Below are 21,444 nucleotides of genomic sequence, written 5' to 3'. Positions count from 1 at the left end.
CGATGTCTCTGTTTTTTATCAAACGCCCGAACTTCGCCTGGGTGGTAGCGCTGTTCATTTCTCTGGCCGGTCTGCTGGTCATTCCGATGCTACCGGTAGCGCAGTACCCCAACGTCGCGCCGCCGCAGATCAAGGTGACGGCGACCTATCCCGGTGCCTCTGCGAAGGTGCTGGTGGACTCGGTCACCAGCGTGATCGAAGAGTCGCTCAACGGTGCGAAGAACCTGCTGTATTTCGAGTCGACCAACAACTCCAACGGTATCGCCGAGATTGCGGTGACGTTCCAGCCGGGCACTGATCCGCAGCTCGCTCAGGTTGACGTGCAAAACCGCCTGAAAAAAGCCGAAGCGCGGATGCCGCAAGCCGTGCTGACCCAAGGTCTGGAGGTGGAGCAGACCAGTGCTGGTTTCCTGCTGATCTATGCGCTGAACTATAAGGAAGGCACCCAGCACAGTGACACCACCGCACTGGGCGACTACGCCGCGCGCAATATCAACAACGAGCTACGCCGGGTTCCGGGCGTCGGCAAGCTGCAGTTCTTCTCCTCTGAAGCGGCGATGCGCGTCTGGCTCGACCCGCAGAAACTGGTGGGCTACGGGCTATCCATCGACGACGTCAGCGCGGCCATCCGTGGCCAGAACGTGCAAGTGCCGGCTGGCAGCTTCGGCAGTACGCCGACCAGCAGTCAGCAGGAACTGACCGCCACCCTGGCGGTGAAAGGTACTCTGGATAATCCGGAAGAATTCTCTCGTATTGTCCTGCGTGCCAACGAGGACGGTTCGACGGTCAAACTGGGCGACGTCGCCCGCGTGGAAATCGGTCAGGAGAGTTACAACTTCAACTCGCGCCTGAATGGCAGACCCGCCGTGGCAGCGGCGATCCAGTTGTCGCCGGGCGCCAACGCGATCCAGACTGCAACTGCGGTCAAGCAGCGCCTGGCCGAACTGTCGGCCTACTTCCCGGATGATGTGGAATATTCCGTTCCTTACGACACCTCGCGTTTCGTTGATGTAGCGATCGAGAAGGTGATTCATACCCTGATCGAAGCGATGGTCCTGGTATTCCTAGTGATGTTCCTGTTCCTCCAGAACATCCGCTACACCTTGATTCCGTCGATCGTGGTACCGGTGTGTCTGCTGGGCACGCTGCTGATGATGTACGTGCTGGGCTTCTCGGTGAACATGATGACCATGTTCGGCATGGTGCTCGCCATCGGCATTCTGGTGGACGACGCCATTGTCGTGGTGGAGAACGTCGAACGGATCATGGCCGAGGAGGGCTTGTCGCCGGTCGACGCCACGGTGAAAGCGATGGGGCAGGTATCGGGCGCGATCATCGGTATCACCCTGGTGCTGTCGGCGGTGTTCATGCCGCTGGCATTCATGTCCGGCTCGGTCGGTGTGATCTACCAGCAGTTCTCGGTATCGCTGGCGGTGTCGATTCTGTTCTCCGGGTTCCTCGCGCTGACGTTCACCCCGGCGCTATGCGCCACGCTGCTCAAGCCGATTCCACAAGGGCACCATGAAAAGCGCGGCTTCTTCGGCGCCTTCAACCGTGGCTTTGCCAAGCTCACCGATCGCTATTCAGTCCTGAACAACGGGCTGGTGGCGCGTTCCGGCCGGATGATGTTGGTGTACCTGGGCATTATCGCCATGCTCGGTTACTTCTACCTGCGCCTGCCGGAATCGTTTGTGCCGGTGGAGGACCAGGGCTACATGATCGTCGACGTCCAGCTGCCGCCGGGCGCGACCCGTACCCGTACCGAATCGACTGGCGAACAACTGGAGCGTTACCTGGCTACCCGTGACGCGGTTCAGTCGACGTTCCTGGTGTCCGGCTTCAGCTTCTCCGGGATGGGCGATAACGCAGCGCTGGCATTCCCGGTGTTCAAGGACTGGTCGGAACGTGGCGAAGATCAATCGGCCATGGCAGAAGTCAATGCGCTGAACGAGCAATTTGCCGTGGCCAACGACGGTGCGGTGATGGCCGTGCCACCGCCGCCGATTGACGGTCTGGGCAATTCCGGTGGTTTCGCCCTACGCCTGCAGGATCGTGCCGGCCTGGGTCGGGAAGCGTTGCTCGCTGCTCGTGATCAGGTGCTTGGTCAGGCCAACGGCAACCCGAAAATTCTCTACGCGATGATGGAAGGTCTGGCGGAGTCGCCGCAATTGCGCGTAGTGATCGACCGTGACAAGGCGCGCACCCTGGGGGTGAGTTTTGAATCAATCAGCAGTGCGTTGTCTGCCGCTTTCGGTTCGGAGGTAATCAACGACTTCACCAATGCCGGCCGCCAGCAGCGCGTGGTGGTGCAGGCCGAGCAGGGCGACCGGATGACTCCGGAAAGCGTGCTCAAACTGTACGTACACAACAGCGCGGGCGATCTGGTGCCGCTCAGTGCTTTCGTCACCACGCATTGGGAGGAAGGTCCGGTGCAGGTAGTGCGCTACAACGGTTATCCGTCGGTGCGCATCGTCGGTGATGCCGGGCCGGGCTACAGCACCGGTGAAGCCATGGCAGAAATGGAGCGTATCGCCGCGCAGTTGCCGGCCGGTTTCAGCTACGAGTGGACCGGTTTGTCCTACCAGGAGAAGGTCTCCAGCGGTCAGGCCACGCAACTGTTTGCGCTGGCCATTCTGGTGGTGTTCCTGCTGCTGGTGGCGCTGTACGAGAGCTGGGCGATTCCGTTGACCGTGATGCTGATTGTGCCGATCGGCGCCATCGGTGCGGTACTCGCGGTGATGGTCGCTGGCATGCCTAACGATGTGTACTTCAAGGTCGGTTTGATCACCATCATAGGTCTGGCGGCGAAGAACGCGATTCTGATCGTCGAGTTCGCCAAGGAACTCTGGGAAAAAGGTTACAGCCTGCGCGACGCCGCGATCGAGGCTGCACGGCTGCGCTTCCGGCCAATCGTGATGACCTCCATGGCCTTCATTCTCGGTGTGGTGCCGCTAGCACTGGCGACCGGGGCAGGGGCTGCAAGTCAGCGGGCAATCGGTACCGGGGTGATCGGCGGCATGCTCAGCGCGACACTGCTGGGTGTGTTGTTTGTACCGATCTGTTTTGTGTGGGTGCTGTCGATGTTGCGCAGTAAACCGGCTCCCATTGAACAACCCGCTTTGGCTCAGGAGTGACACATGCGTATTTCAGGATTTTCTACGCTGGTGATCGCCATGTTGTTGGCCGGTTGCTCGTTGGCGCCGACCTATGAGCGGCCCGTCGCACCGATTGCGGACAACTGGGCGGGCGAGTCGTTGAAACAGGGCGCTCCGATCAACCAGTTGGCGTGGCAGTCGTTCATCGTCGATCCCGACCTGCGCCGTCTGGTGGGTGTTGCGCTGGATAACAATCGCTCGTTACGCCAGACCCTTTTGGACATCGAGCAGGCCCGGGCGCAGTACCGCATTCAGCGGGCCGATCGGGTTCCGGGGCTGAATGCAAGCGCGTCCGGCAATCGCCAGCGCTTGCCGTCGGACCTAGCCAGTGACGGCCGGGCAGGGGTGGCCAGCCAGTATCAGGTCGGTCTGTCGCTGCCCGAATACGAGCTGGATCTGTTTGGCCGGGTAAAGAGCCTCAGTGACTCTGCGCTGCAGGAATACCTGGCCACCGAAGAAGCAGCCCGCGCCGCGCAGATCGCGCTGATCGCTGAAGTCAGCCAGGCCTATCTGGTTCACGACGGCGCCCAGCGTCGGCTGGAGTTGACCCAACAAACCCTGAGCAGCCGCGAATACTCGTTCGCGCTGATCAGTCAGCGCCGCTCCAGCGGCACGGCGACAGCGCTGGATTATCAGGAAGCTCTGGGGCTGGTGGAACAGGCGCGGGCCGAACAGGAACGCAATCTGCGTGAGAAGCAGCAGGCGTTCAACGCGCTGGTTTTGCTGCTGGGCACAAAGGACGCGGGCAAGGTGATTCCCGAGCGGCTGACGACGCAGCCGATGCTGGTGCAAGACATCGCTGCGGACACCTCGTCGACGCTGATCGAGCGCCGGCCGGACATTCTTGCGGCCGAGCATCGACTGCAAGCGCGCAATGCCGATATCGGCGCGGCACGGGCGGCGTTCTTTCCGCGTATCAGCCTGACCGGCAGCTTTGGTACTTCCAGCGCGCAGATGTCCGGTCTGTTCGACGGCGGTTCGCGCTCCTGGAGTTTCGTACCGAACCTTTCGCTGCCGTTGTTCGATGCTGGTCGCAACAGTGCCGGGCTGAGTCTGGCCGAAGCCCGCAAGGATTCAGCTGTGGCGGCCTACGAAGGCACGATTCAGACGGCGTTCCGCGAGGTCGCCGATGCATTGGCTGCCACCGACACCTTGCGCCGGGAGGAGGCCGCGCGCCGCGCACTGGCCAATACCAGCACTGAAACCCTGAGTCTGGCCAAGGCCCGATATGAAGGCGGTATCGACAGCCACCTGCGTTATCTCGATGCGCAGCGCACCAGTTTCGTCAATGAAACAACGTTTATCGAGGTCAGCACGCAACGCCAGATTGCTCTGGTCGATCTGTTCCGTTCGCTGGGCGGAGGTTGGTCCACGCCGACAACCGTTAGATAACGCCTGACAAGAGCTCCTTTGGTTGGCGCATCCAACCGCCTTTGCCCCGTAGACCGAAAGGTCTCGGGGCTTTTTTTTCCAGGAAAACCGAGTAAGGCTTACAACGTACTCGCTGCGCCGGCCGCGCCATGCAGGAACATCTGTTCCAGCACATTGGCCGAGTTGGCACTGGCCGCGCGCCCACGGCGCTCGGCATCAACCATGCCGAAAATCATGGTCAGGAACAGCTCCGTGAAAACCGCGGCGGTGACATCGATGCGAAACGCGCCCAGTTGCTGGCCACGCAGAAAAAAAGCATCCAGAGCGTCAGCATAAGTCTGCCAGCGGTCGCCCTCACCATTGACCGCAAACGTGTCGGGGCGGTACTGAAAGAGCAGGAAAACCAGCATTTCCCGATGCGCGAGATGCTCGTTGATCAAACTGCGCAACGCCTGTACCGGCTCGCCGTGCAACAGGTCGGTGGTGGTGGTGATCTGGTTCAGCACCGTCTCACCGTGGCTTTCCATCATCTGCACCAGGTTGTCACGGGTGCCGCAAAAGCGATGCAGCGTAGCCTTGCTGACGCCAGCCGCTTCAGCCAGTTCCTTGAGTGTCGCCCGAGGGCGATCAACGATGGCCAAGGCCAGCGCCTTGATGAGTCGTTCGTCTTGAGGAGTCAGGGTCATCAGTCGGTCTCGAATCGAATTTCAATCCGCCGAATTGTGCAGGAAAAGCTCATTACTGCAACGAAAACCACCGAAATAGAGTAAATGACTTCATCTGAGACAGTTTTTGTTCATCACGGAATCGGCGTTGCGCACCGTTCGAATGTCATGAACTGTAAAAAGCCTGGCGCGATCTGATCCCCATGCGGCGCCTGGGCAAGGATCGACTCAGTGACTGGCCACCAACAAGGCCAGCGCAGTGCAAGCAGTCTCGGTTTCGGCTCGTAATCGATCCAGATCACCGTGGGCCGACCAGGCAATGGTCAGCCCGTCTACCAGTTGGATCAGCAAGCGGCTGGTCGCCTTTAAAAACGCTTCGCTCAACTCCGTTCCCATGGCACGCTGCAGCGCCTGCTCGGTGGCTTCAATGGCCACCGAGTAAATCTTGCTGGCCATTTGCGGGTCATTGCGCATTGCCCAGAAGAACAACTCGGTCTGCGCCCTGGCCGCATCCGGGTGATCGATGAACCAGGTGATCAATTGCCGCAGAACTTCGGCTGCCGTCGCCGCAGCAGTGGCCCCGGCCGGTACCTGTTCCAGCGTTTGCGGTGGGAGGCTGAACAGCGATTCGTAGACGGCATAAAACAGGTCGTTCTTGGTATGGAACACGTAATGCAACGAAGCCAACGGACAGCCGGCTTGCGCCGCAATACGGCGGGTCGTGGCATTGGCTACGCCGTGCTCGGCGATCACTCTGATCGTTGCTTCGACGAAATCCTGCCGGCGTAATTCAGCGCCCATTCTGGCCATGGTTCAGCAATCTCCCTTATTCCTGGCGCCCCCGAAAACGAAGAGGGCGATGTCGACGCTTGCGGATCCTACAGCAACAAATCGCCAGACGTCATGAATGAAAACGATACGTGAAACGGTTGCACCAATAATGGTAACAACTGTTTCGTTATTTCCCGTATTGGTGCGTTCCGACGAAACAAACGGGAACATTCTCCGGCAGTTTCCTCGCACCGTCGTTCCGGTGATCGCGCAATCGCTTGATAAGAAACAACTAATTTCTGCCTTGCGGATCTTGGCACCGGGCTTGCTTTGATCACATGACTTGGTCAGTTGATCAAGTCATGTGATTAGGTTAGCGCAGACAACGGGTTGCCACCGTCAAGACGACCCCGTTGCTGATCAAGGCCCACGAGGATCCTTCCCATGAACACAGTGATTGAGCGCCCCCATAACAATTTTTCTACCGGCGTCGTAATCCGGCACCTGGTCGCAGCCGTCGCCGCCTCAGCGTTTTTCTGTACGGCTCAGGCGGCAGACAAGGATCCTGCATTGCTCGGCAGCAAACTGACGCCGCTGGGAGGCGAGGCCGCCGCCAGCGCCGACGGGGTGATTCCCGCCTGGACAGCGCCCGGTCCTCAAGGTGGCAGTTGGAGCCACGGCCAGGTGCGCGGCCAGCAATGGAAATTCAAGGATGACAAACCGCTGTTCAGTATCGACTCGGGCAACGTCGCGAAGTACGCCAGCAAGCTTTCACCTGGGCAGGTGGAAATGTTCAAGAAGATTCCGGGCTACCGCATGGACGTGTACCCGACGCGGCGCAGTTGCGGCGTGCCGGATTTCGTCGCGGACAACACCAAGAAGAACGTTGGTTTCGCCAAGCTCGACGGCGACGGCCTAGCGTTGCAGGAAGCCTACGTGCCGGGCATTCCGTTTCCATTTCCAGTCTCGGGCGCCGAGGTCATGTGGAACATGAAAATGCGCTATCGAGGCGTGGGTTTCGATATGTCGAAGACCGTGTCCGGCATTTCGCCACGCAAGGGCAGTGAAGATTGGCTGCGAACCTCCACCGACTGGTTCATGTACACACCATGGGGCGTGAAGGGCAGCGCGCTGTTCTCGTCATTCGATCGTCTGGAAGTCGCCACTTACTTCAGCTACACCGACCCCGCCGCACTGGCCGGACAAGCCGGGGTGGTCACGACCAAGGCCGGCGAGCAAGCCACCACGTTCTATTACTTCCCGGGCCAGCGCCGCGTGCGGCGCATGCCGGCGTATTCCTACGACGCACCGCAAATCGGTCTGGACAATCAATACACCATCGATGAATCCAACGTGTTCTTCGGTCCCATGGACCGCTTCGACTGGAAGCTGCTGGGCAAGCAGGAAATGCTTGTGCCCTACAACTCGTTCGGGGCCTACGACAACTCGGCGAAGATCGAGGAGGTGGCCAAGCGCGACTTCATCGCTCCCGAATCACGTCGCTATGAGCTGCACCGCGTGTGGGTGGTCGAGGCGACCGTCCGCCAAGGCATGCGACATCAGGCGCCGAAGCGTCTGTTTTACATCGACGAAGACAGCTGGAACGCGCTGATGGCGGTGGACTACGACAAGCAGGGGCAAATCTGGAAGGTCCGCGAGGGTTACACGATCCCGGTGTACGAGACCGGCACCTGCGACATGGAAGCCCAGGCGCAATACAACCTGGTTGACGGTCGCTACCTGTACGACATGACCTCCATTGGCACCGGCAAGAACGACCATCGCTGGCTGACCGACGGGGCGAGCAATCCGCGCCTGAAACGCGACTTCTACACCTCCGACAACCTGCGCGCCACCAGCGAACGCTGATAGCGGCTTTCGGGAACAGACATGAAAAAAATAGTCAGTAGAACCTCAGGTCTTGTCATCGCGTGTGCAACCCCATTTGCCATGGCGTTCACCTTTGAAACCGAAAACATTCGCGGCTCATTCGACTCCACCCTCGCCGTGGGCATGGGGCTGCGCACCGAGTCGCGCGGCTGCAACCTTATCACCAGCGGCCCCGGCGGGCACAATCCACCCAGTGGCTGTCTGGCGCCCAGCGCCGGGATTGGTGATCAGGGTGACTTGAATTACGACCGGGGCGACCTGTTCACCAATTACATAAAAGGCACCCATGAGCTGGTGCTGAAATTTCCCGAGGACTACACGTTCATGGCGCGCGGCAGCTGGATCCGCGACTTTGCCGCAACCGACACCAGCGGTGCGCTATCGGCTAACCGGCCCGAAGGTGTCGGTAGCGACGGCCTCACCCGCGGCGCCCGAGACGATCTGGAGTTCAAGGCGCGTCTGCTGGATCTGTGGGTGAGCAAGAGTTTCGATGTCGGTGACCAACGTGTTCGCGCTCGTCTGGGTAATCAGGTGATCAACTGGGGCGAGAGTCTGTTTGCTGCTGGCGGCATCAACAACACCAACGCTTACGATGTCATGGCATTGTCGCGTCCCGGTACCCAGCTCAAGGAAGCCTTGCTGCCGGCCCCGATGTTGAGCCTGGCGTCGGGGCTTGGTGCCGGGGTGAATATCGAGGCGTATTGGCAGTTCAATTGGAACAAAAGTGAGTTGCCGCCCGTGGGCAGCTATTGGTCCACCACCCATGCGCTGGGCGAGGGCAGGGGTACCTACGGGTACGATGAAAAAGAGGCGCGCAACAGCGGCCAATGGGGCGTGTCGCTGCGCTGGCAGCCTGACAACACCGATCTCAACCTGGGTCTGTACGTGATGCGTTATCACGACAAACTGCCGTCACTGAGCGTGCAGGTGGATCCGCAAACCTTCGCCGTGTCGCCGACCTGGGAATATCCGGAAGACCGCATGATGTACGGCATCAGCGCCAACATGCCGGTCGGCGACTGGGCCTTGGGCACCGAGTTGTCCTACCGCCCCAAGGATGCGGTACCGCTCAACCCGGTCATCGACGCCTGCGCCGCCAACGGTGGCAAATGCTGGAAAGACGCAAAGAAACTGCAATGGCACCTGACCGGCATCTACAGCATGACGCCGTCCAACTCGCCGACCTTGCTCGAATTCACCGGTGCCAGCACCGGTACTTTGTTGAGCGAACTGGTGGTCGTGAAATACCCGGGCCTGCATAACGACTACGCCGGAGAACCCATCGCCGCCGGCCTTAATACCTGGCAACTGGACCCGGCCATCGCGCCGAGCGCCAAGGGTAACAAAACCTCCTCTGGCATCAGCCTCGATTTGAGCCTGACCTATGACAACACGCTCATTCCTGGCTGGCAGGTCACGCCGGGCGTGTTCTACTCGCGCTCGATCAACGGACGCACCCCGAACCTGTCGGCCACCTTCACCGAAGACGCCAGCAGCATGAACCTGTACCTCAATTTCGTGCGCAATCCGGCGAGCTGGCAGATCTCGGCCAACTACGCAAAGTTCATGGGCGGCAAGACCCCTTACGATCAACTGCTGCGTGATCGCGATTACGTCGGCCTTGTGGTTTCCCGAACCCTGTGAGGCGCGCCGTGAACAGTTCCCTGAACCTTAAGCAAAGCACTTCGCGCGGCGTGTTACCGCGCATCGAACAATGGCTGTTCTCGCACCGCATGCTGACGTTGGCGAGCCTGGCGCTGTTCACCTTGGGCATGGCTTGGTTTGCCGTGCAGTTGCGCATGGAAGCCGGGTTTGAAAAGCAGTTGCCCATCGGCCACGAATACATCGAGACCTTTGAGACCTATCGCAATGACTTGCTCGGCGCGAATCGGTTGACGGTGGTGGTCAAGGCTCGCCAAGGGACGATCTGGAGCCAGGCAGGGCTCAAGCGTCTGTATGACGTCACCCAGGCGCTGATCTTTCTGCCCAACGTGTCGCGCAGCAGTGTGCGTTCGTTGTGGACGCCCAACGCGTTCGTCAATGAAATCACCGAAGAGGGCTTTCGTGCCGACCCGCTGGTACCAGGGACGGTAACGCCGGAAAGTCTCGATGATACGAGCATAGCCATGATCGCCAACTCGACGGCGCAGGGTGGTTTTATCGGAACGCTGGTGGCTCGCGACCAAAGCAGCGCGATGATCACGGTCGACCTCAACGAGTTCGATACTAACGGCCAGCGCCTGGACTATGTGGCTTACAACCAGATCCTGGAGCAGCAGATTCGCAGTCAGTTCGAGGACATGGATTTCGAGATCCAGATCATCGGCTTCGCCAAGCAGATCGGGGACATTGCCGTGGGCGCTTCGGCGGTTTTCGAGTTCTGTCTGCTGGCCTTGTTGCTGACAGCGGCTGCGGTGTTCTGGTACTGCCATTCGCTGCGTTTCACCTTGCTGGCGGTGGGTTGCTCGCTGGTTTCGCTGATCTGGCAGTTCGGCGCTTTGCGTCTGCTCGGCTATGGCCTCGATCCGTTGGCGGTGCTGGTACCGTTTCTGGTGTTTGCCATAGGGGTGTCCCATGGCGTGCAGCAGATCAACTTCATCATTCGCGAGATCGCCTGCGGCAAGTCGGTGGAGGGCGCTGCGCGTGCCAGTTTCAGTGGGTTGCTGATTCCCGGCACACTGGCGTTGGTCACTGCATTCGTATCGTTCGTGACGTTGCTGTTGATCCCGATACCCATGGTGCGGGAACTGGCAATCACCGCTTCACTCGGGGTGGCGTTCAAGATCGTCACCAACCTGGTGATGCTGCCCGTGCTGGCCTCGATGCTCAGGGTGCAGGACGGTTACGCCGCAGCCGAGGAAGTTTCTCGCCAGCGCCGTGCCCGATGGTTGCACGGTCTCGCCCGTTTGAGCGAATGGCACAACGTGCGCTGGGTGCTGGGTATGGCCGTGCTGATCTTTGTCACGGCGGCGTGGCAAAGCCATGATCGAGTCGTCGGTTCTTTACAGGCCGGAGCCCCGGAACTGCGCGAGGATGCGCGCTTCAATCGGGATGCGCTGTCGATCGCCAGCAATTACGACATTGGTCTGGACTGGCTCAGTGTGGTCTTCGAGGTCAAGGTCGATGGCGGTGCGAACGACTGCGAGAACGTCGCTCTCGGCCAATATCAGGACCGTTTTGTCTGGGCCATGCAAGGTGTGCCTGGTGTGGTCTCGGTGACCTCGTTTTCCAACAGCCTGCGCCAGTTCAACGAGGGCTATAACGAGGGCAACCCGAAAATGAACGCGGTGCCCGTCGACCCGACCAACTACTCATCGATGGCCGCCGAGGTGGCTCGGGTACCCGGCATGATGCGGCCTGATTGCAGTATGACCGCGGTGCATTTGTTTCTCGCCGATCACAAGGCAACCACCATTCACCGAGTGATCGCCGCGGCCAAGGCTTTGCGCAGCCAGTTCACTCAGGCCGGCGTGAGTGTACGTCTGGCGTCCGGTAACGCTGGCGTGATCGCGGCGATCAACGAAGAAGTGGAACGCAGCGAGCTGCCGATGATGCTTTATGTCTACGGCGCTATCGCACTGCTGGTGTTCGTCGTCTACCGCGATTGGCGCGCCGTGCTGGTCTGCTGCCTGCCGCTGACCCTGGGGACCTTCATCGGCTACTGGTTCATGAAGGAGCTGCAGATCGGCCTGACCATTGCCACCTTGCCGGTCATGGTGCTGGCGGTCGGCATCGGCGTGGATTACGCGTTCTACATCTATAACCGTCTGCAGCTGCACCAGGCCCTCGGACAGCCGATTACCAAAGCCGTCGAGCATGCATTGCAGGAGGTCGGCGTCGCTACGATTTTTACTGCTATCACCCTGGCGGCGGGCGTCGCCACCTGGGCGTTTTCCGATCTGAAGTTCCAGGCAGACATGGGCAAGCTGTTGGCCTTCATGTTTCTGGTCAACATGATCATGGCCATGACCGTTCTACCCGCGTTCGCCGTATGGCTGGAGCGGACATTTCCGCGGCGGCGCCCAGTGCGCCTGATCGGCTCACTGGTGCATTGAGGAGACAGTCATGCGAAAACTGATGCCTTTACTGGTCCTGATGTTGCCGACGCTGTTGCAAGCGTCATCCTTGTCGGCGGTTCCGGCGACCGTGACGGCCAGCGCCACGGCCGCGACGCTGTTGAGCGCTGCCCGAGCCGGGGAGCGAACCGTTGCCGTCGGCGATCACGGCGTGGTGCTGTTGTCGGATGACCACGGTGGGCATTTCCGTCAGGCGACATCCGTGCCGTTGTCCACCCCTCTGACGGGGGTGTCCTTCGTCGATGCCCGTCAGGGTTGGGCCGTTGGTCACTGGGGGGCGATTCTGGCCACTGCTGACGGCGGCGATACCTGGCAGGTGCAGCGCCTTTGCAGTGCAGAAGATCGGCCACTGTTTGCCGTGCACTTTTTCAGTCCGCAGCAAGGGGTGGCGGTGGGGCTGTGGTCGCTGGTGCTGACCACCGATGACGGCGGCAAGAACTGGACCGAGCAGCGACTCGAAGCTCCGCCGGGTTCGAAGCGGGCTGACTTGAACCTAATGGGGCTGTTTGCCGATGGGCAAGGGCGCTTGTACGCCACCGCCGAACGCGGCCAGTTATTGCGCTCAGATGATCAGGGCAAGCACTGGCGCTATGTGGATACTGGTTATAGCGGCACGCTGTGGACGGGGGCGGTGCTGGGCGACGGCTCGCTGCTGGTGGGCGGGCAACGCGGCACGTTGCTGCACGGCTCCGCCGATGGCGCACGCTGGCAGCGCGTGCCGCTGCAAAGCAAGAGCTCGGTCACCGCCGTCGATGTTTCCGGGCAAACAGTCATCGCCGTAGGTCTGGACGGTTTGATCGTGCGCAGCGACGACGGTGGCCAAAGTTTCCATGAACAATCCAGCGGCGACGGGGTTTCGCTCACGGCGACCCTGCTGAACAGGGATAGCTCGCCGATCGTGTTTTCCCGCAGAGGCGTCGTTTCTCAGCGCTGATACCCGCGGGGATGTCGGGAGGCGGGCGCCATGCCGGTTTCCTGGCAGTTCAGCGCGATTTTTCTCAAACAAACTGCTGATTTCCGGCCGATTTACACGTGCCTGAAGAAGTCTCTGTAGACTCAAAATAATAAACATAACGAATGTTGCGTTAAATAATTTTGCTTGTTAGAGTCGATGACAAATAACAAGACGCAGCATGTTGCACGCGCAGCGGCTGCCACTCTCGATGGAGGTACTTTGATGATCTCGCTCAAGTCGACACTCACCCTACCAGCCGCCGGACTTACCGGTTTCGAAACCCCGCTGACGGAAGAGGAGGCTGCGATTCAGGCCTCCGTGCACCGCTTCGCCAAAGAAGTGTTGCGACCATTGGGTCGCGAGCTGGATCGCATGACCGCCGAAGAGGTGGTTGCCCCTGGCTCGCCTTACTACTCGCTGTTTGCCGAGTTCGCCAAGCTCGGCCTCGACCCGGCGCTGTTGGCGCAGTTGCCACCGGACATGGCGGTGCGAATCGAATCGCTGATCGGTGAAGAACTCGGCTGGGGCGACGCCGGACTGGCGATCTCTTTGGGCTGCGCCGGTTTCCCTCTGCAAATGGCCGTTGCCGCCGGCAATGCTGAACTGGTCGAACTCTGCCAGGGCCGGATCGGCTGCTGGATGGCCACCCAACCCGACCGTGGCAGCGACAACCAGATCTTCGACATGACGCGGGACTGGCCAGCGGGCAAGCCCGGCAATATCGGCAACCTGACCGCCAAGGTGGTTGGCGATGAAGTCATCCTCAACGGCCAAAGCTCGGCGTGGGTCTCCAACGGCGTCATTGCCCAGGTGGCACTGGGCTTGATCTGCGCCGATTACGGTGACGGTTTTTACGATGAGAACGGCCGGCCGCACGGGATTGCGCTGATTATTCCGCTCGATCTGAAGGGCGTGTCCAAAGGCAAGCCGCTGGAAAAAATCGGGCAACGATCCTTGCCTCAAGGCGAAATCTACTTCGACAGCGTACGAGTGCCTCGGCGCTTTGCTATCGCCGAGCGCGACAACTACTACGGCGCCGTCAGTTCTTCCTGGTCGTTCGCCGGCACCCACATGGGCCAGGTGTTTACCGGTGTCGCACGAGCTGCCTTCGAAATGGCGCTGCAGTACTGCCATGAGCGCCGCCAGGGCGGGCACCCATTGATCGACCACCAGATGACCCGTCTGCGCCTGGGCGATATGTTGCGCCGGGTCGAAACGGCCCGTGCGGTCGCCCGACGTTCACTGAGCTTCGCGCGCCTGTCGCCGCAAACCCATCCGTACGCCACCGCCTCCGCCAAAGTTACGGTGACCGAAGAGGCGATGGCCGTTGTGCAGGAAGCTTTCCGCCTGTTCGGCGGCAATGGCACCACCCGTGAATACCTGATCGAAAAACTCTTGCGCGACACCCAGTCGTCATTGATCGAGGACGGCGAAAACCGGGTCCTGACCATGCGCCTGGGGCTGCTCGCCCAGCAGCTGTACGCCGAAGGCTGGGCCAACAACTGATTCTGCATTCACCCGACATCACTCATCCAAAAACAACAAATGAGGTAAATCCCGATGGCCAAATATCCTGTCGTTGTCTACGGCGCCAGTGGTTACACCGGCATGCTGATCATGGACTGGTTGATCGACCAGCACATCCCGTTCACCGCCGTCGCTCGCAACGCCGCTCGTGCTCAGGAAATGATGGCGCAACGCGTGGTCGGTCTGGAGTCGGCCACTTACGAAATCGTTGAATGCGCCCACGAGGTCGACGCGCTGGTCTCGGTGTTCAAAGGTGCACGCGTGGTATGCAACACGGTCGGCCCGTTCATCAATTTTGGCCTGACTGCCGTAGAAGCGGCCTTGAAAGCTGGCTGCCATTATCTGGATCCAGCCGGAGAGCAGGCGCACATTCGAGCCTTGCGTGATCAGTTCGGCGAGCTGTATCGCCAGGCCGGGCTGCTGCTATCGCCATCGCTGGCGTACATGTACACCTACGCCGAGATCGCCGCCGAATTGGCCCTGGAAACACCGGGCGTCGATTCGCTGGAAACCGCGACCCTGACCCGCGGCCCCCGTACCGGTGCCGCTGGGGTGACTGTCGGTTCAACGGCGACCATTTTCGAGGGCGTCCGTTACCCCGGTGCCTACCTGTGGGAGAAGGAACTGGTGCCTTATGCGCCGAACACAAGCTTCAACGTGGTTTGTCCTGATCTGCTGGAAGCTGTGTTCTGCCTGCCTTGGGGCGGCACTTCACTACCGGTATTTTACGAAGAGGATGGCCGGGTACGCAGTTGCATGTCCTGTGTCGGCTTCTACGACAACCCGGTGATGAAAATGGTCCACGGCCTGGGTGAGAAGTGGGAAGCCGAATACAAGCACCTGCCCAAAGAACAGCAGGACGCGGTGATCCAGAGCCTCGTGCAATCGACCACCCCGAGCATGCCACCGCGTGAACGCAGCACTCTGCAACGCACCGTTGACTTCGCAATCGGTCGTGGCCAACTGACGGCCGTGCGTGCCACCGTGCATGGCATCACGCCTTACATCGCCACCGGGGCCTTGCACGCCGCAGCCGTGGTCAAACTGTTGAATAACGACACCGCCAGAACCGGTTTCGCCTCGGCCTCGAAAGCCTTCGGTCATCGCTATCTGCTGGGCTTCCTCGAGCAGCGTGGCCTGGCCCGCGCAACCGTTACTCAACTGTGAAGTGACTAACATGGCGATTATTGATTTCTTCGACCGTGGCTGGCGGATCAATCCGCACGGCGCGGCGTACATCCAGGACGATCGGGTGTTCACCTTCACCGAAGTCCGCAACCTGTCTAGCCGGATCGCCAATGCGCTGTTAGCCGCCGACCTGCCCGGCGGCACCAAGGGCGCAGTCTGGTCGGCCAACGATGCGGTGGCCTGGACCTGCACCCTGGGGCTCTGGCGCGCCAACCTGTGCTGGATTCCCGTCGGCGCACGCAACAGCGCCGAAGAGAACCGTCACGTGCTCGATGCCTTCGACTGCGAGGTGCTGTTTTTTCAACGAGAGTTCGCGCCGATCATCGACGCGTTGCGTTCGAGCCTGCCGAAAATCCGGTTGTGGATCTGCATCGACGAGCACTTGCCCGGGGCGCCGTCGCTCAAGTCCTGGATCGCGGATCAGCCGGCCACGGCACCGAAGGTCGAGTATCAACTCGATGATGTCGTGGCGCTCTCGCCAACCGGCGGCACCACGGGGCTGCCGAAAGGGGTGATGAACACTCATCGCAGCATCCAAACGTTCTGCGCGCACTTTATGATCAATTTCCCATATGCCGATGAGCATCCGCCGGTCAACCTGGCGGCGGCGCCGATGACGCATACCGCCGGCACGCTGTCCCTGCCGTGCACCTCGCGCGGAGGCACCGTGGTGATCATTACTAAGCCGGATCCGGCACTGATGCTGGCAATGATTCCGAAGTACAAGGTCACCGAGACCTTTCTACCGCCGACGGTTATCTATCGACTGCTGGATGTTCCGGATCTGGCGCAGAAGATCGATTTCAGCTCGTTGAAGTATTTTCTGTACGGCGCGGCACCGATGTCGGTGGACAAGCTCAAGCAAGCCATCGAGACCTTTGGCCCGGTAATGGCCGGCGGTTACGGTCAGACGGAAGCCCCGGCCTCGATTTCCAACCTGCCGCCCGCCGAACATTTGCACGGTGGACGTCTTGCAACGGACGAGCGTTTGTCATCGGTAGGCCGTCCTAATCCGCTGGTTCGGGTGGAAATTCTCAGCGACGCCGGAGACATTCTCGGCCAGGGCCAAACCGGAGAAATCTGTGTGCGCGGCGATCTGGTGATGAAGGGCTACTACAAGGATCCGCAGAAAACCGCAGAAACCATCGTCGATGGCTGGCTGCACACCGGCGACATCGGCCATTTCGATGTGCACGGCTACCTGCACATTACCGACCGCAAGAAAGACATGATCATCTCCGGCGGATTCAACGTTTACCCGAGTGAAGTCGAGCAAGTGCTGTGGAGTCATCCGGCGGTGCAGGACTGCGCCGTCATCGGTGTGCCAGATGAGCAATGGGGCGAGGGCGTGAAGGCCGTGGTCGAGTTGAGCGCCGGGCATACCGTCACTGCTGAGGAGTTGATCGAGCTGTGCAAGACCCGGCTCGGTTCGGTCAAGTCGCCGAAAACCGTGGATTTCATTGATGCATTGCCACGCAGCCCGGTCGGCAAAGTACTGAAAAAAGATCTGCGTGCCCATTACTGGCAAAACGTTGAGCGGCGTATCTGAGGGAAATGATCTGATGGAACCTATTTACATCGCCGGCATTGCCATGACCGAGTTCGGTCGCCACTTGGACCGAAGCCTTCAGGATCTGGCGCTGGAGGCCTTGCAAGGCGCACTCGCCGATTCCGGTGCCCTGCGCGCCGATATCGGCGCGGTGTTCTACGCCGGGATCACTAACGGTCATCTGCAAGGGCAACTGTCGATTCCCGGGCAGGTGCTGTGCAGCAAGATCGGCCTCGAAGGGGTGCCGGTGTACAACGTCGAAAACGCCTGCGCCTCAGGCAGTACCGCAGTTCATCTAGCGGTGCAGAGCTTGCGCTCAGGGGCTACCGACGTGGCATTGGCGCTGGGTGCGGAAAAAATGAACGTGCCGGACAAAGCGCGCGCGCTGGCCCTGTTCGAAACCGGCTGGGATGTTTCCACCGCCGAGGAAAACTACGCGACGCTGGTGAAAATGGGCGAGGGCATCGTGGTGCCGCCGGGCTCGGAATCCAATCGTCCGTACAGCAAGTTCATGGCCATCTATGCCGCCATGTGTCGCTGGCACATGAAGACCTACGGCACCACTCAGCGACAGATTGCTGCGGTGTGCGCCAAGAACCATCAACACTCGGTGCACAACCCGTATTCGCAATTTCGCAAGACCTTCACCATTGAAGAAGTGCTCGCCGCGCCGCCGATCACTTATCCGATCACGCTGCCAATGTGTGCGCCGTTATCCGACGGCGCGGCCGCCGCGATTCTCTGTACCGAGGCGGGATTGAAACGCATTGGTGCCGACCCGAAACGTTGTGTGCGGATCGCCGCCAGCGTGATCCGCAGCTTCACCCTGCGTGGGCTCGACGAGCCGCACAAGCACGTCAGCCTGTTGGCAGCGCGTGAAGCCTACGAAATCGCCGGCCTTGGCCCGCAGGACATGCACGTGGCCGAAGTGCACGACGCCTCGGCCATGGGCGAAATCATCCAGGCGGAAAACCTCGGGCTTGCGCCGCTGGGGGAGGGTGGGGTGTGTGCCGAACGCGGCGATTTCACCCTGGGTGGTCGCCTGCCGATCAATCCCTCTGGCGGCCTGGAATCCAAGGGCCATCCGCTGGGTGCGACAGGGATCGGTCAGTTGTACGAGCTGACCACCCAGTTGCGCGGGGAGGCCGGTGCACGCCAGGTACCCGGTGCGCGGCATGCCATCCAGGAAAACGGTGGCGGTCTGCAAGGTGTAGAGGAAGCAGCCGTCGCTATTCACATCCTGAGTCAATAGGAGCACATCACATGTCCATGACCTACCAATCACGAGAGCTGGAAAGCCACTTCGCCGGCGGGCATTTCCGTCGGCTGGGTGGCTGGGTCGAAACTCCGGCTGATCTGCAACCCGAGCTTGAGGGCGATGTCAGCGCGGACGTCATCGTGATCGGTGGCGGTTTCGCCGGGCTGTCCACCGCCCTGGAACTGACGGCGTTAGGGGCCAAGGTTGTGGTGCTGGAGCAGGCGTTTGCCGGTTTCGGCGCCAGCGGGCGGAATGCCGGCTATCTGGGCGGCAGCGTCGGCATTGAGTTCGAGTTATTCTTGAAACGTGTTGGCAAGGAAAAAGCGCAAAAAATCGTCAAATTCTATGACGAAGCTGTCGCCTACGTCGAAGGTCGCTTACGCGAATTGGAGATCGACTGCGACTACAACGCATCGGGCATCATCAGGGCGGGCATCCATCCGTCGCAGGAGAAAAGGCTGCGCAAAAGCATGGCCGTGGGCCACGAATTGGGTTCGCAAACCGAGTTTCTGGATCAGGCACAAATGCGCGCGCGGGGCATTCCACCGGCCTTTCTGTTTGGCTGCCTGCAACGCCACGGCGGTACGCTGGACCCTGGCAAATATGTGATGGGCCTGCGCCGCGCTGCACTTCAGGCGGGAGTGAGGCTGTATGAAAACACCAAGCTTGAGTCGTACTCCGACGGGTCGACGATCACCTGCCGGACGCCACGCGGGCAGGCGAGCGCGCCGATAGTGGTGCTGGCCACCAATGCCTATACGCCGCAACTCGGTCTTCTGCGCGACAAAGTCGTTCCATTTCGAGTGTCGGCGGTCGAAACCGAGCCATTGACACCACAGCAGTTGGCATCGCTGGGCTGGGCAGGGCGGGAAGGGTTGACCACGCCGCACCTGGTGATGGAAAGCCATCGCCTGACCGCACGCAATACGCTGCTGATGACCACTAAACGGCTGGGTTATGCCTACGGCTCGAAAACCCCGAACATTCCCGATGAGGTGACCTACCGCGCGTTGCAAGACAACCTTGGCGTGCGTTTCCCGACGTTACGCGGTGTCGGCATTCAAGCGTGCTGGAGTGGTTACGTCAGCATGGCCTACGACGCGTTGCCGGTGGTGGGCGAAACCGGGTCGCACCACAACATTCTCTATACCGCGGGTTGCTCCGGACACGGCGTCGCATCGCAGTCGCTGATCGGTCACCTGCTGGCGGAAAGAATCGGCGGTATCGAGCATCCGCTGCTCGCCGCGTTGCGGCATAAAACCCCGAAAACCCTGCCCGAACCGCTGCAGTGGTGCGCCGTGAATGTGGCGCTGGGAGGAGCACATCTGCTGGACGAATACACCAACCGCAAAGTTGCGCGCCCTCATGCCTGACGGCTGAGGCTCATAGAACCAACACGCTGAGTTTGCGTGGTGACGCTGACCTTGAAGTCCTGGGGCCGGCAGGCGTTCGCCTGCAGAAAGACAAACGAATGTTTGCGTTTTCGTCACCACTTTTTTACTGCCGCACCCACGCTCGGCCACGGGCGTTCAATCCAACAATAACGTGATGTGAGGCAACGAACATGAGCACTGACGCCCCTCCTGATTTGAAGCGCAGGCAATTACTCAAACTGGCCGGTGCCACTGCCGCCGTGGGATCGATCGGTTTGAACATTGGGCTGGCCAATGCCGCCGATGCGCTGCTCAAAGCCAACCCGGACGATGTGTTTGATGTGGTGATCATCGGTGCCGGCCTGGCTGGTTTGACCGCCGCCCGTGACCTGCATCTGGCGGGTTGCGAGTCGCTACTGGTGCTTGAAGCGCGTGATCGTGTCGGTGGCCGCACCCTCAATCATGACTTGGGTTCCGGCTACATCTCCGAGGCCGGAGGCCAGTGGATCGGCCCCGGACAAACCGCCGTAGCGGACCTGGCCCGTGAGCTTGAGGTCGGCACCTTTCCCAGTTTCTATGAGGGGGAAACCGTGATCCTCGGTGGCGATGGACGTGTCGCCGTCGATTTGAAAGGCACCTTCGGTACCGACGAAAGCGTCTCGGCAAAACTCAGCGAGCTGTCGCGTGATGTGCCGTGCGGCGCGCCATGGAAATCCCCCCGAGTGGCCGAACTGGACAAGCTCTCGGCAGGCGACTGGCTTGCTCAGCAAAACATCAAACCGCAAGACCGCGCAGGGTGGAATGCCAGCTTTCTCCTGACCTGCGGTGTCACGCCGGCGAAGATGGGCTTCTTGCATTTTCTATCGATGATCAATTCGGCCGGCAGCGAATACATGCGGCTCGATTCAATCAAGGACAGCGCGCAAGGCACGCGGATCGTCGGCGGTTCACAGGTTCTCAGCAGCAAAATGGCGCAATTGCTGGGTGACAAGGTTCGCTTGTCGTGCCCCGTGCGCAAAATTGCTGACTGGAACGGCGACATCGTCAGACTGCAAACGGATCAGGGCGAGATCCGCGCCCGGCGCGTGATCATGGCGATTCATCCAGCACTGTGCCAACGCCTGCAGTTCGATCCAGCGCTGCCCGAAGCCCGCGCCGCTCTGCAGCGAGCCTGGCCGGCGCACTCGCCGGCGCGCAAGACCGCAATGGTCTACCCGCGGCCTTTCTGGCGCGACAAAGGCTTGAACGGCCATATCATTCAGGTCGGTGGGCCGGTCATCTGGGCATACGACAACTCGCCGCCAAACGGCGAAATCGGTGTGATCAATGCGTTCATTTTGAATGCCGCAGCCCCCACCGACCTCGAGGCCGCGAAGCGTATGCAGACCGAAATCTATGCACGTGCCCTGGGGGACGCAGCGCTCGAGCCGGTTTCCTATCACGATCATGACTGGGCGCATGCCGACCCATGGACCATTACGTGCGTGTCGCCGATTCCCCCCGGTTTCTGGACGACACATGGCGAGGCATTGCGTCCGCCCTGCGGCAATCTGTTCTGGTCGGGCACCGAAACCGCTGACATCTGGGCAGGTTACATGGACGGTGCCGTGCGCGCCGGACGCCACAGCGCCTTACAGGTGCTCAACGCGTTACGTAGGGTGTAGGA

14 protein-coding genes are annotated in these 21,444 nt (G+C 60.5%); 12 read left to right on the top strand and 2 right to left on the bottom strand.

Going from position 1 to position 21,444, the window contains the following annotated elements:
- Positions 1-2: 2 nt before the first annotated feature.
- Positions 3-3,134, top strand: a complete 3,132-nt coding sequence (locus E1K68_RS14465; protein WP_054918955.1) for an efflux RND transporter permease subunit — start codon at positions 3-5, stop codon at positions 3,132-3,134.
- A 3-nt stretch (positions 3,135-3,137) separates the two neighbouring features.
- Positions 3,138-4,547, top strand: coding sequence for an efflux transporter outer membrane subunit (locus E1K68_RS14460; protein WP_212614300.1), 1,410 nt, complete (start codon positions 3,138-3,140; stop codon positions 4,545-4,547).
- Between the two features lie 98 nt (positions 4,548-4,645).
- Here E1K68_RS14460 and E1K68_RS14455 read toward each other — a convergent pair whose 3' ends face one another.
- Both E1K68_RS14455 and E1K68_RS14450 read right to left on the bottom strand, forming a co-directional pair.
- A complete protein-coding gene (locus E1K68_RS14455) occupies positions 4,646-5,212 on the bottom strand; it encodes a helix-turn-helix domain-containing protein (RefSeq protein WP_212614299.1) in 567 nt (188 codons plus the stop codon).
- A 207-nt stretch (positions 5,213-5,419) separates the two neighbouring features.
- Positions 5,420-6,001, bottom strand: coding sequence for a TetR/AcrR family transcriptional regulator (locus E1K68_RS14450; RefSeq protein WP_212614298.1), 582 nt, complete (start codon positions 5,999-6,001; stop codon positions 5,420-5,422).
- A 405-nt stretch (positions 6,002-6,406) separates the two neighbouring features.
- Between E1K68_RS14450 and E1K68_RS14445 the strand changes: the two genes are divergently transcribed.
- From E1K68_RS14445 to E1K68_RS14400, 10 genes are all read left to right on the top strand, one after another.
- Positions 6,407-7,831: a DUF1329 domain-containing protein gene (locus E1K68_RS14445; RefSeq protein WP_212614297.1), complete on the top strand. Its 1,425-nt coding sequence runs from the start codon at positions 6,407-6,409 to the stop codon at positions 7,829-7,831.
- Between the two features lie 21 nt (positions 7,832-7,852).
- Positions 7,853-9,496, top strand: coding sequence for a DUF1302 domain-containing protein (locus E1K68_RS14440; protein WP_346344350.1), 1,644 nt, complete (start codon positions 7,853-7,855; stop codon positions 9,494-9,496).
- Between the two features lie 8 nt (positions 9,497-9,504).
- Positions 9,505-11,907, top strand: coding sequence for an efflux RND transporter permease subunit (locus E1K68_RS14435; protein WP_212614295.1), 2,403 nt, complete (start codon positions 9,505-9,507; stop codon positions 11,905-11,907).
- A gap of 10 nt (positions 11,908-11,917) precedes the next feature.
- The gene (locus tag E1K68_RS14430) at positions 11,918-12,862 is read left to right on the top strand and encodes a YCF48-related protein (protein WP_212614294.1); all 945 of its coding nucleotides are present in this window, start codon (positions 11,918-11,920) and stop codon (positions 12,860-12,862) included.
- A gap of 243 nt (positions 12,863-13,105) precedes the next feature.
- Positions 13,106-14,389, top strand: coding sequence for an acyl-CoA dehydrogenase family protein (locus E1K68_RS14425; RefSeq protein ID WP_200647855.1), 1,284 nt, complete (start codon positions 13,106-13,108; stop codon positions 14,387-14,389).
- Positions 14,390-14,443: 54 nt separating this feature from the next.
- The gene (locus tag E1K68_RS14420; protein ID WP_212614293.1) at positions 14,444-15,577 is read left to right on the top strand and encodes a DUF5938 domain-containing protein; all 1,134 of its coding nucleotides are present in this window, start codon (positions 14,444-14,446) and stop codon (positions 15,575-15,577) included.
- Between the two features lie 10 nt (positions 15,578-15,587).
- Positions 15,588-17,147 (top strand): AMP-binding protein, encoded by a 1,560-nt coding sequence (locus E1K68_RS14415; RefSeq protein ID WP_212614292.1) that lies wholly within the window; start codon positions 15,588-15,590, stop codon positions 17,145-17,147.
- 13 nt (positions 17,148-17,160) lie between these two features.
- Entirely contained in the window at positions 17,161-18,399 is a 1,239-nt protein-coding gene (locus E1K68_RS14410) for a thiolase family protein (RefSeq protein WP_212614291.1), read from the top strand.
- Positions 18,400-18,410: 11 nt separating this feature from the next.
- Positions 18,411-19,778 (top strand): FAD-dependent oxidoreductase, encoded by a 1,368-nt coding sequence (locus E1K68_RS14405; protein WP_054896439.1) that lies wholly within the window; start codon positions 18,411-18,413, stop codon positions 19,776-19,778.
- A gap of 191 nt (positions 19,779-19,969) precedes the next feature.
- Complete coding sequence (locus E1K68_RS14400) at positions 19,970-21,442, top strand: FAD-dependent oxidoreductase (RefSeq protein ID WP_212614290.1); 1,473 nt, start codon at positions 19,970-19,972, stop codon at positions 21,440-21,442.
- The last annotated feature ends 2 nt before the right edge of the window (positions 21,443-21,444 follow it).

Source organism: Pseudomonas sp. B2021 (assembly GCF_018135665.1).
GTDB classification, from domain to species: domain Bacteria; phylum Pseudomonadota; class Gammaproteobacteria; order Pseudomonadales; family Pseudomonadaceae; genus Aquipseudomonas; species Aquipseudomonas lactis.
Note: the sequence above shows the minus strand (reverse complement) of the source record. Positions and strands in the feature narration are given on the sequence as shown.

Coding starts and splice junctions, on each gene's coding strand:
- E1K68_RS14405 (WP_054896439.1), top strand. CDS start 18,411: ATGTCCATGACCTACCAATCACGAGAGCTGGAAAGCCACTTCGCCGGC.
- E1K68_RS14425 (WP_200647855.1), top strand. CDS start 13,106: ATGATCTCGCTCAAGTCGACACTCACCCTACCAGCCGCCGGACTTACC.
- E1K68_RS14400 (WP_212614290.1), top strand. CDS start 19,970: ATGAGCACTGACGCCCCTCCTGATTTGAAGCGCAGGCAATTACTCAAA.
- E1K68_RS14450 (WP_212614298.1), bottom strand. CDS start 6,001: ATGGCCAGAATGGGCGCTGAATTACGCCGGCAGGATTTCGTCGAAGCA.
- E1K68_RS14455 (WP_212614299.1), bottom strand. CDS start 5,212: ATGACCCTGACTCCTCAAGACGAACGACTCATCAAGGCGCTGGCCTTG.
- E1K68_RS14460 (WP_212614300.1), top strand. CDS start 3,138: ATGCGTATTTCAGGATTTTCTACGCTGGTGATCGCCATGTTGTTGGCC.
- E1K68_RS14420 (WP_212614293.1), top strand. CDS start 14,444: ATGGCCAAATATCCTGTCGTTGTCTACGGCGCCAGTGGTTACACCGGC.
- E1K68_RS14410 (WP_212614291.1), top strand. CDS start 17,161: ATGGAACCTATTTACATCGCCGGCATTGCCATGACCGAGTTCGGTCGC.
- E1K68_RS14415 (WP_212614292.1), top strand. CDS start 15,588: ATGGCGATTATTGATTTCTTCGACCGTGGCTGGCGGATCAATCCGCAC.
- E1K68_RS14440 (WP_346344350.1), top strand. CDS start 7,853: ATGAAAAAAATAGTCAGTAGAACCTCAGGTCTTGTCATCGCGTGTGCA.
- E1K68_RS14430 (WP_212614294.1), top strand. CDS start 11,918: ATGCGAAAACTGATGCCTTTACTGGTCCTGATGTTGCCGACGCTGTTG.
- E1K68_RS14445 (WP_212614297.1), top strand. CDS start 6,407: ATGAACACAGTGATTGAGCGCCCCCATAACAATTTTTCTACCGGCGTC.
- E1K68_RS14465 (WP_054918955.1), top strand. CDS start 3: ATGTCTCTGTTTTTTATCAAACGCCCGAACTTCGCCTGGGTGGTAGCG.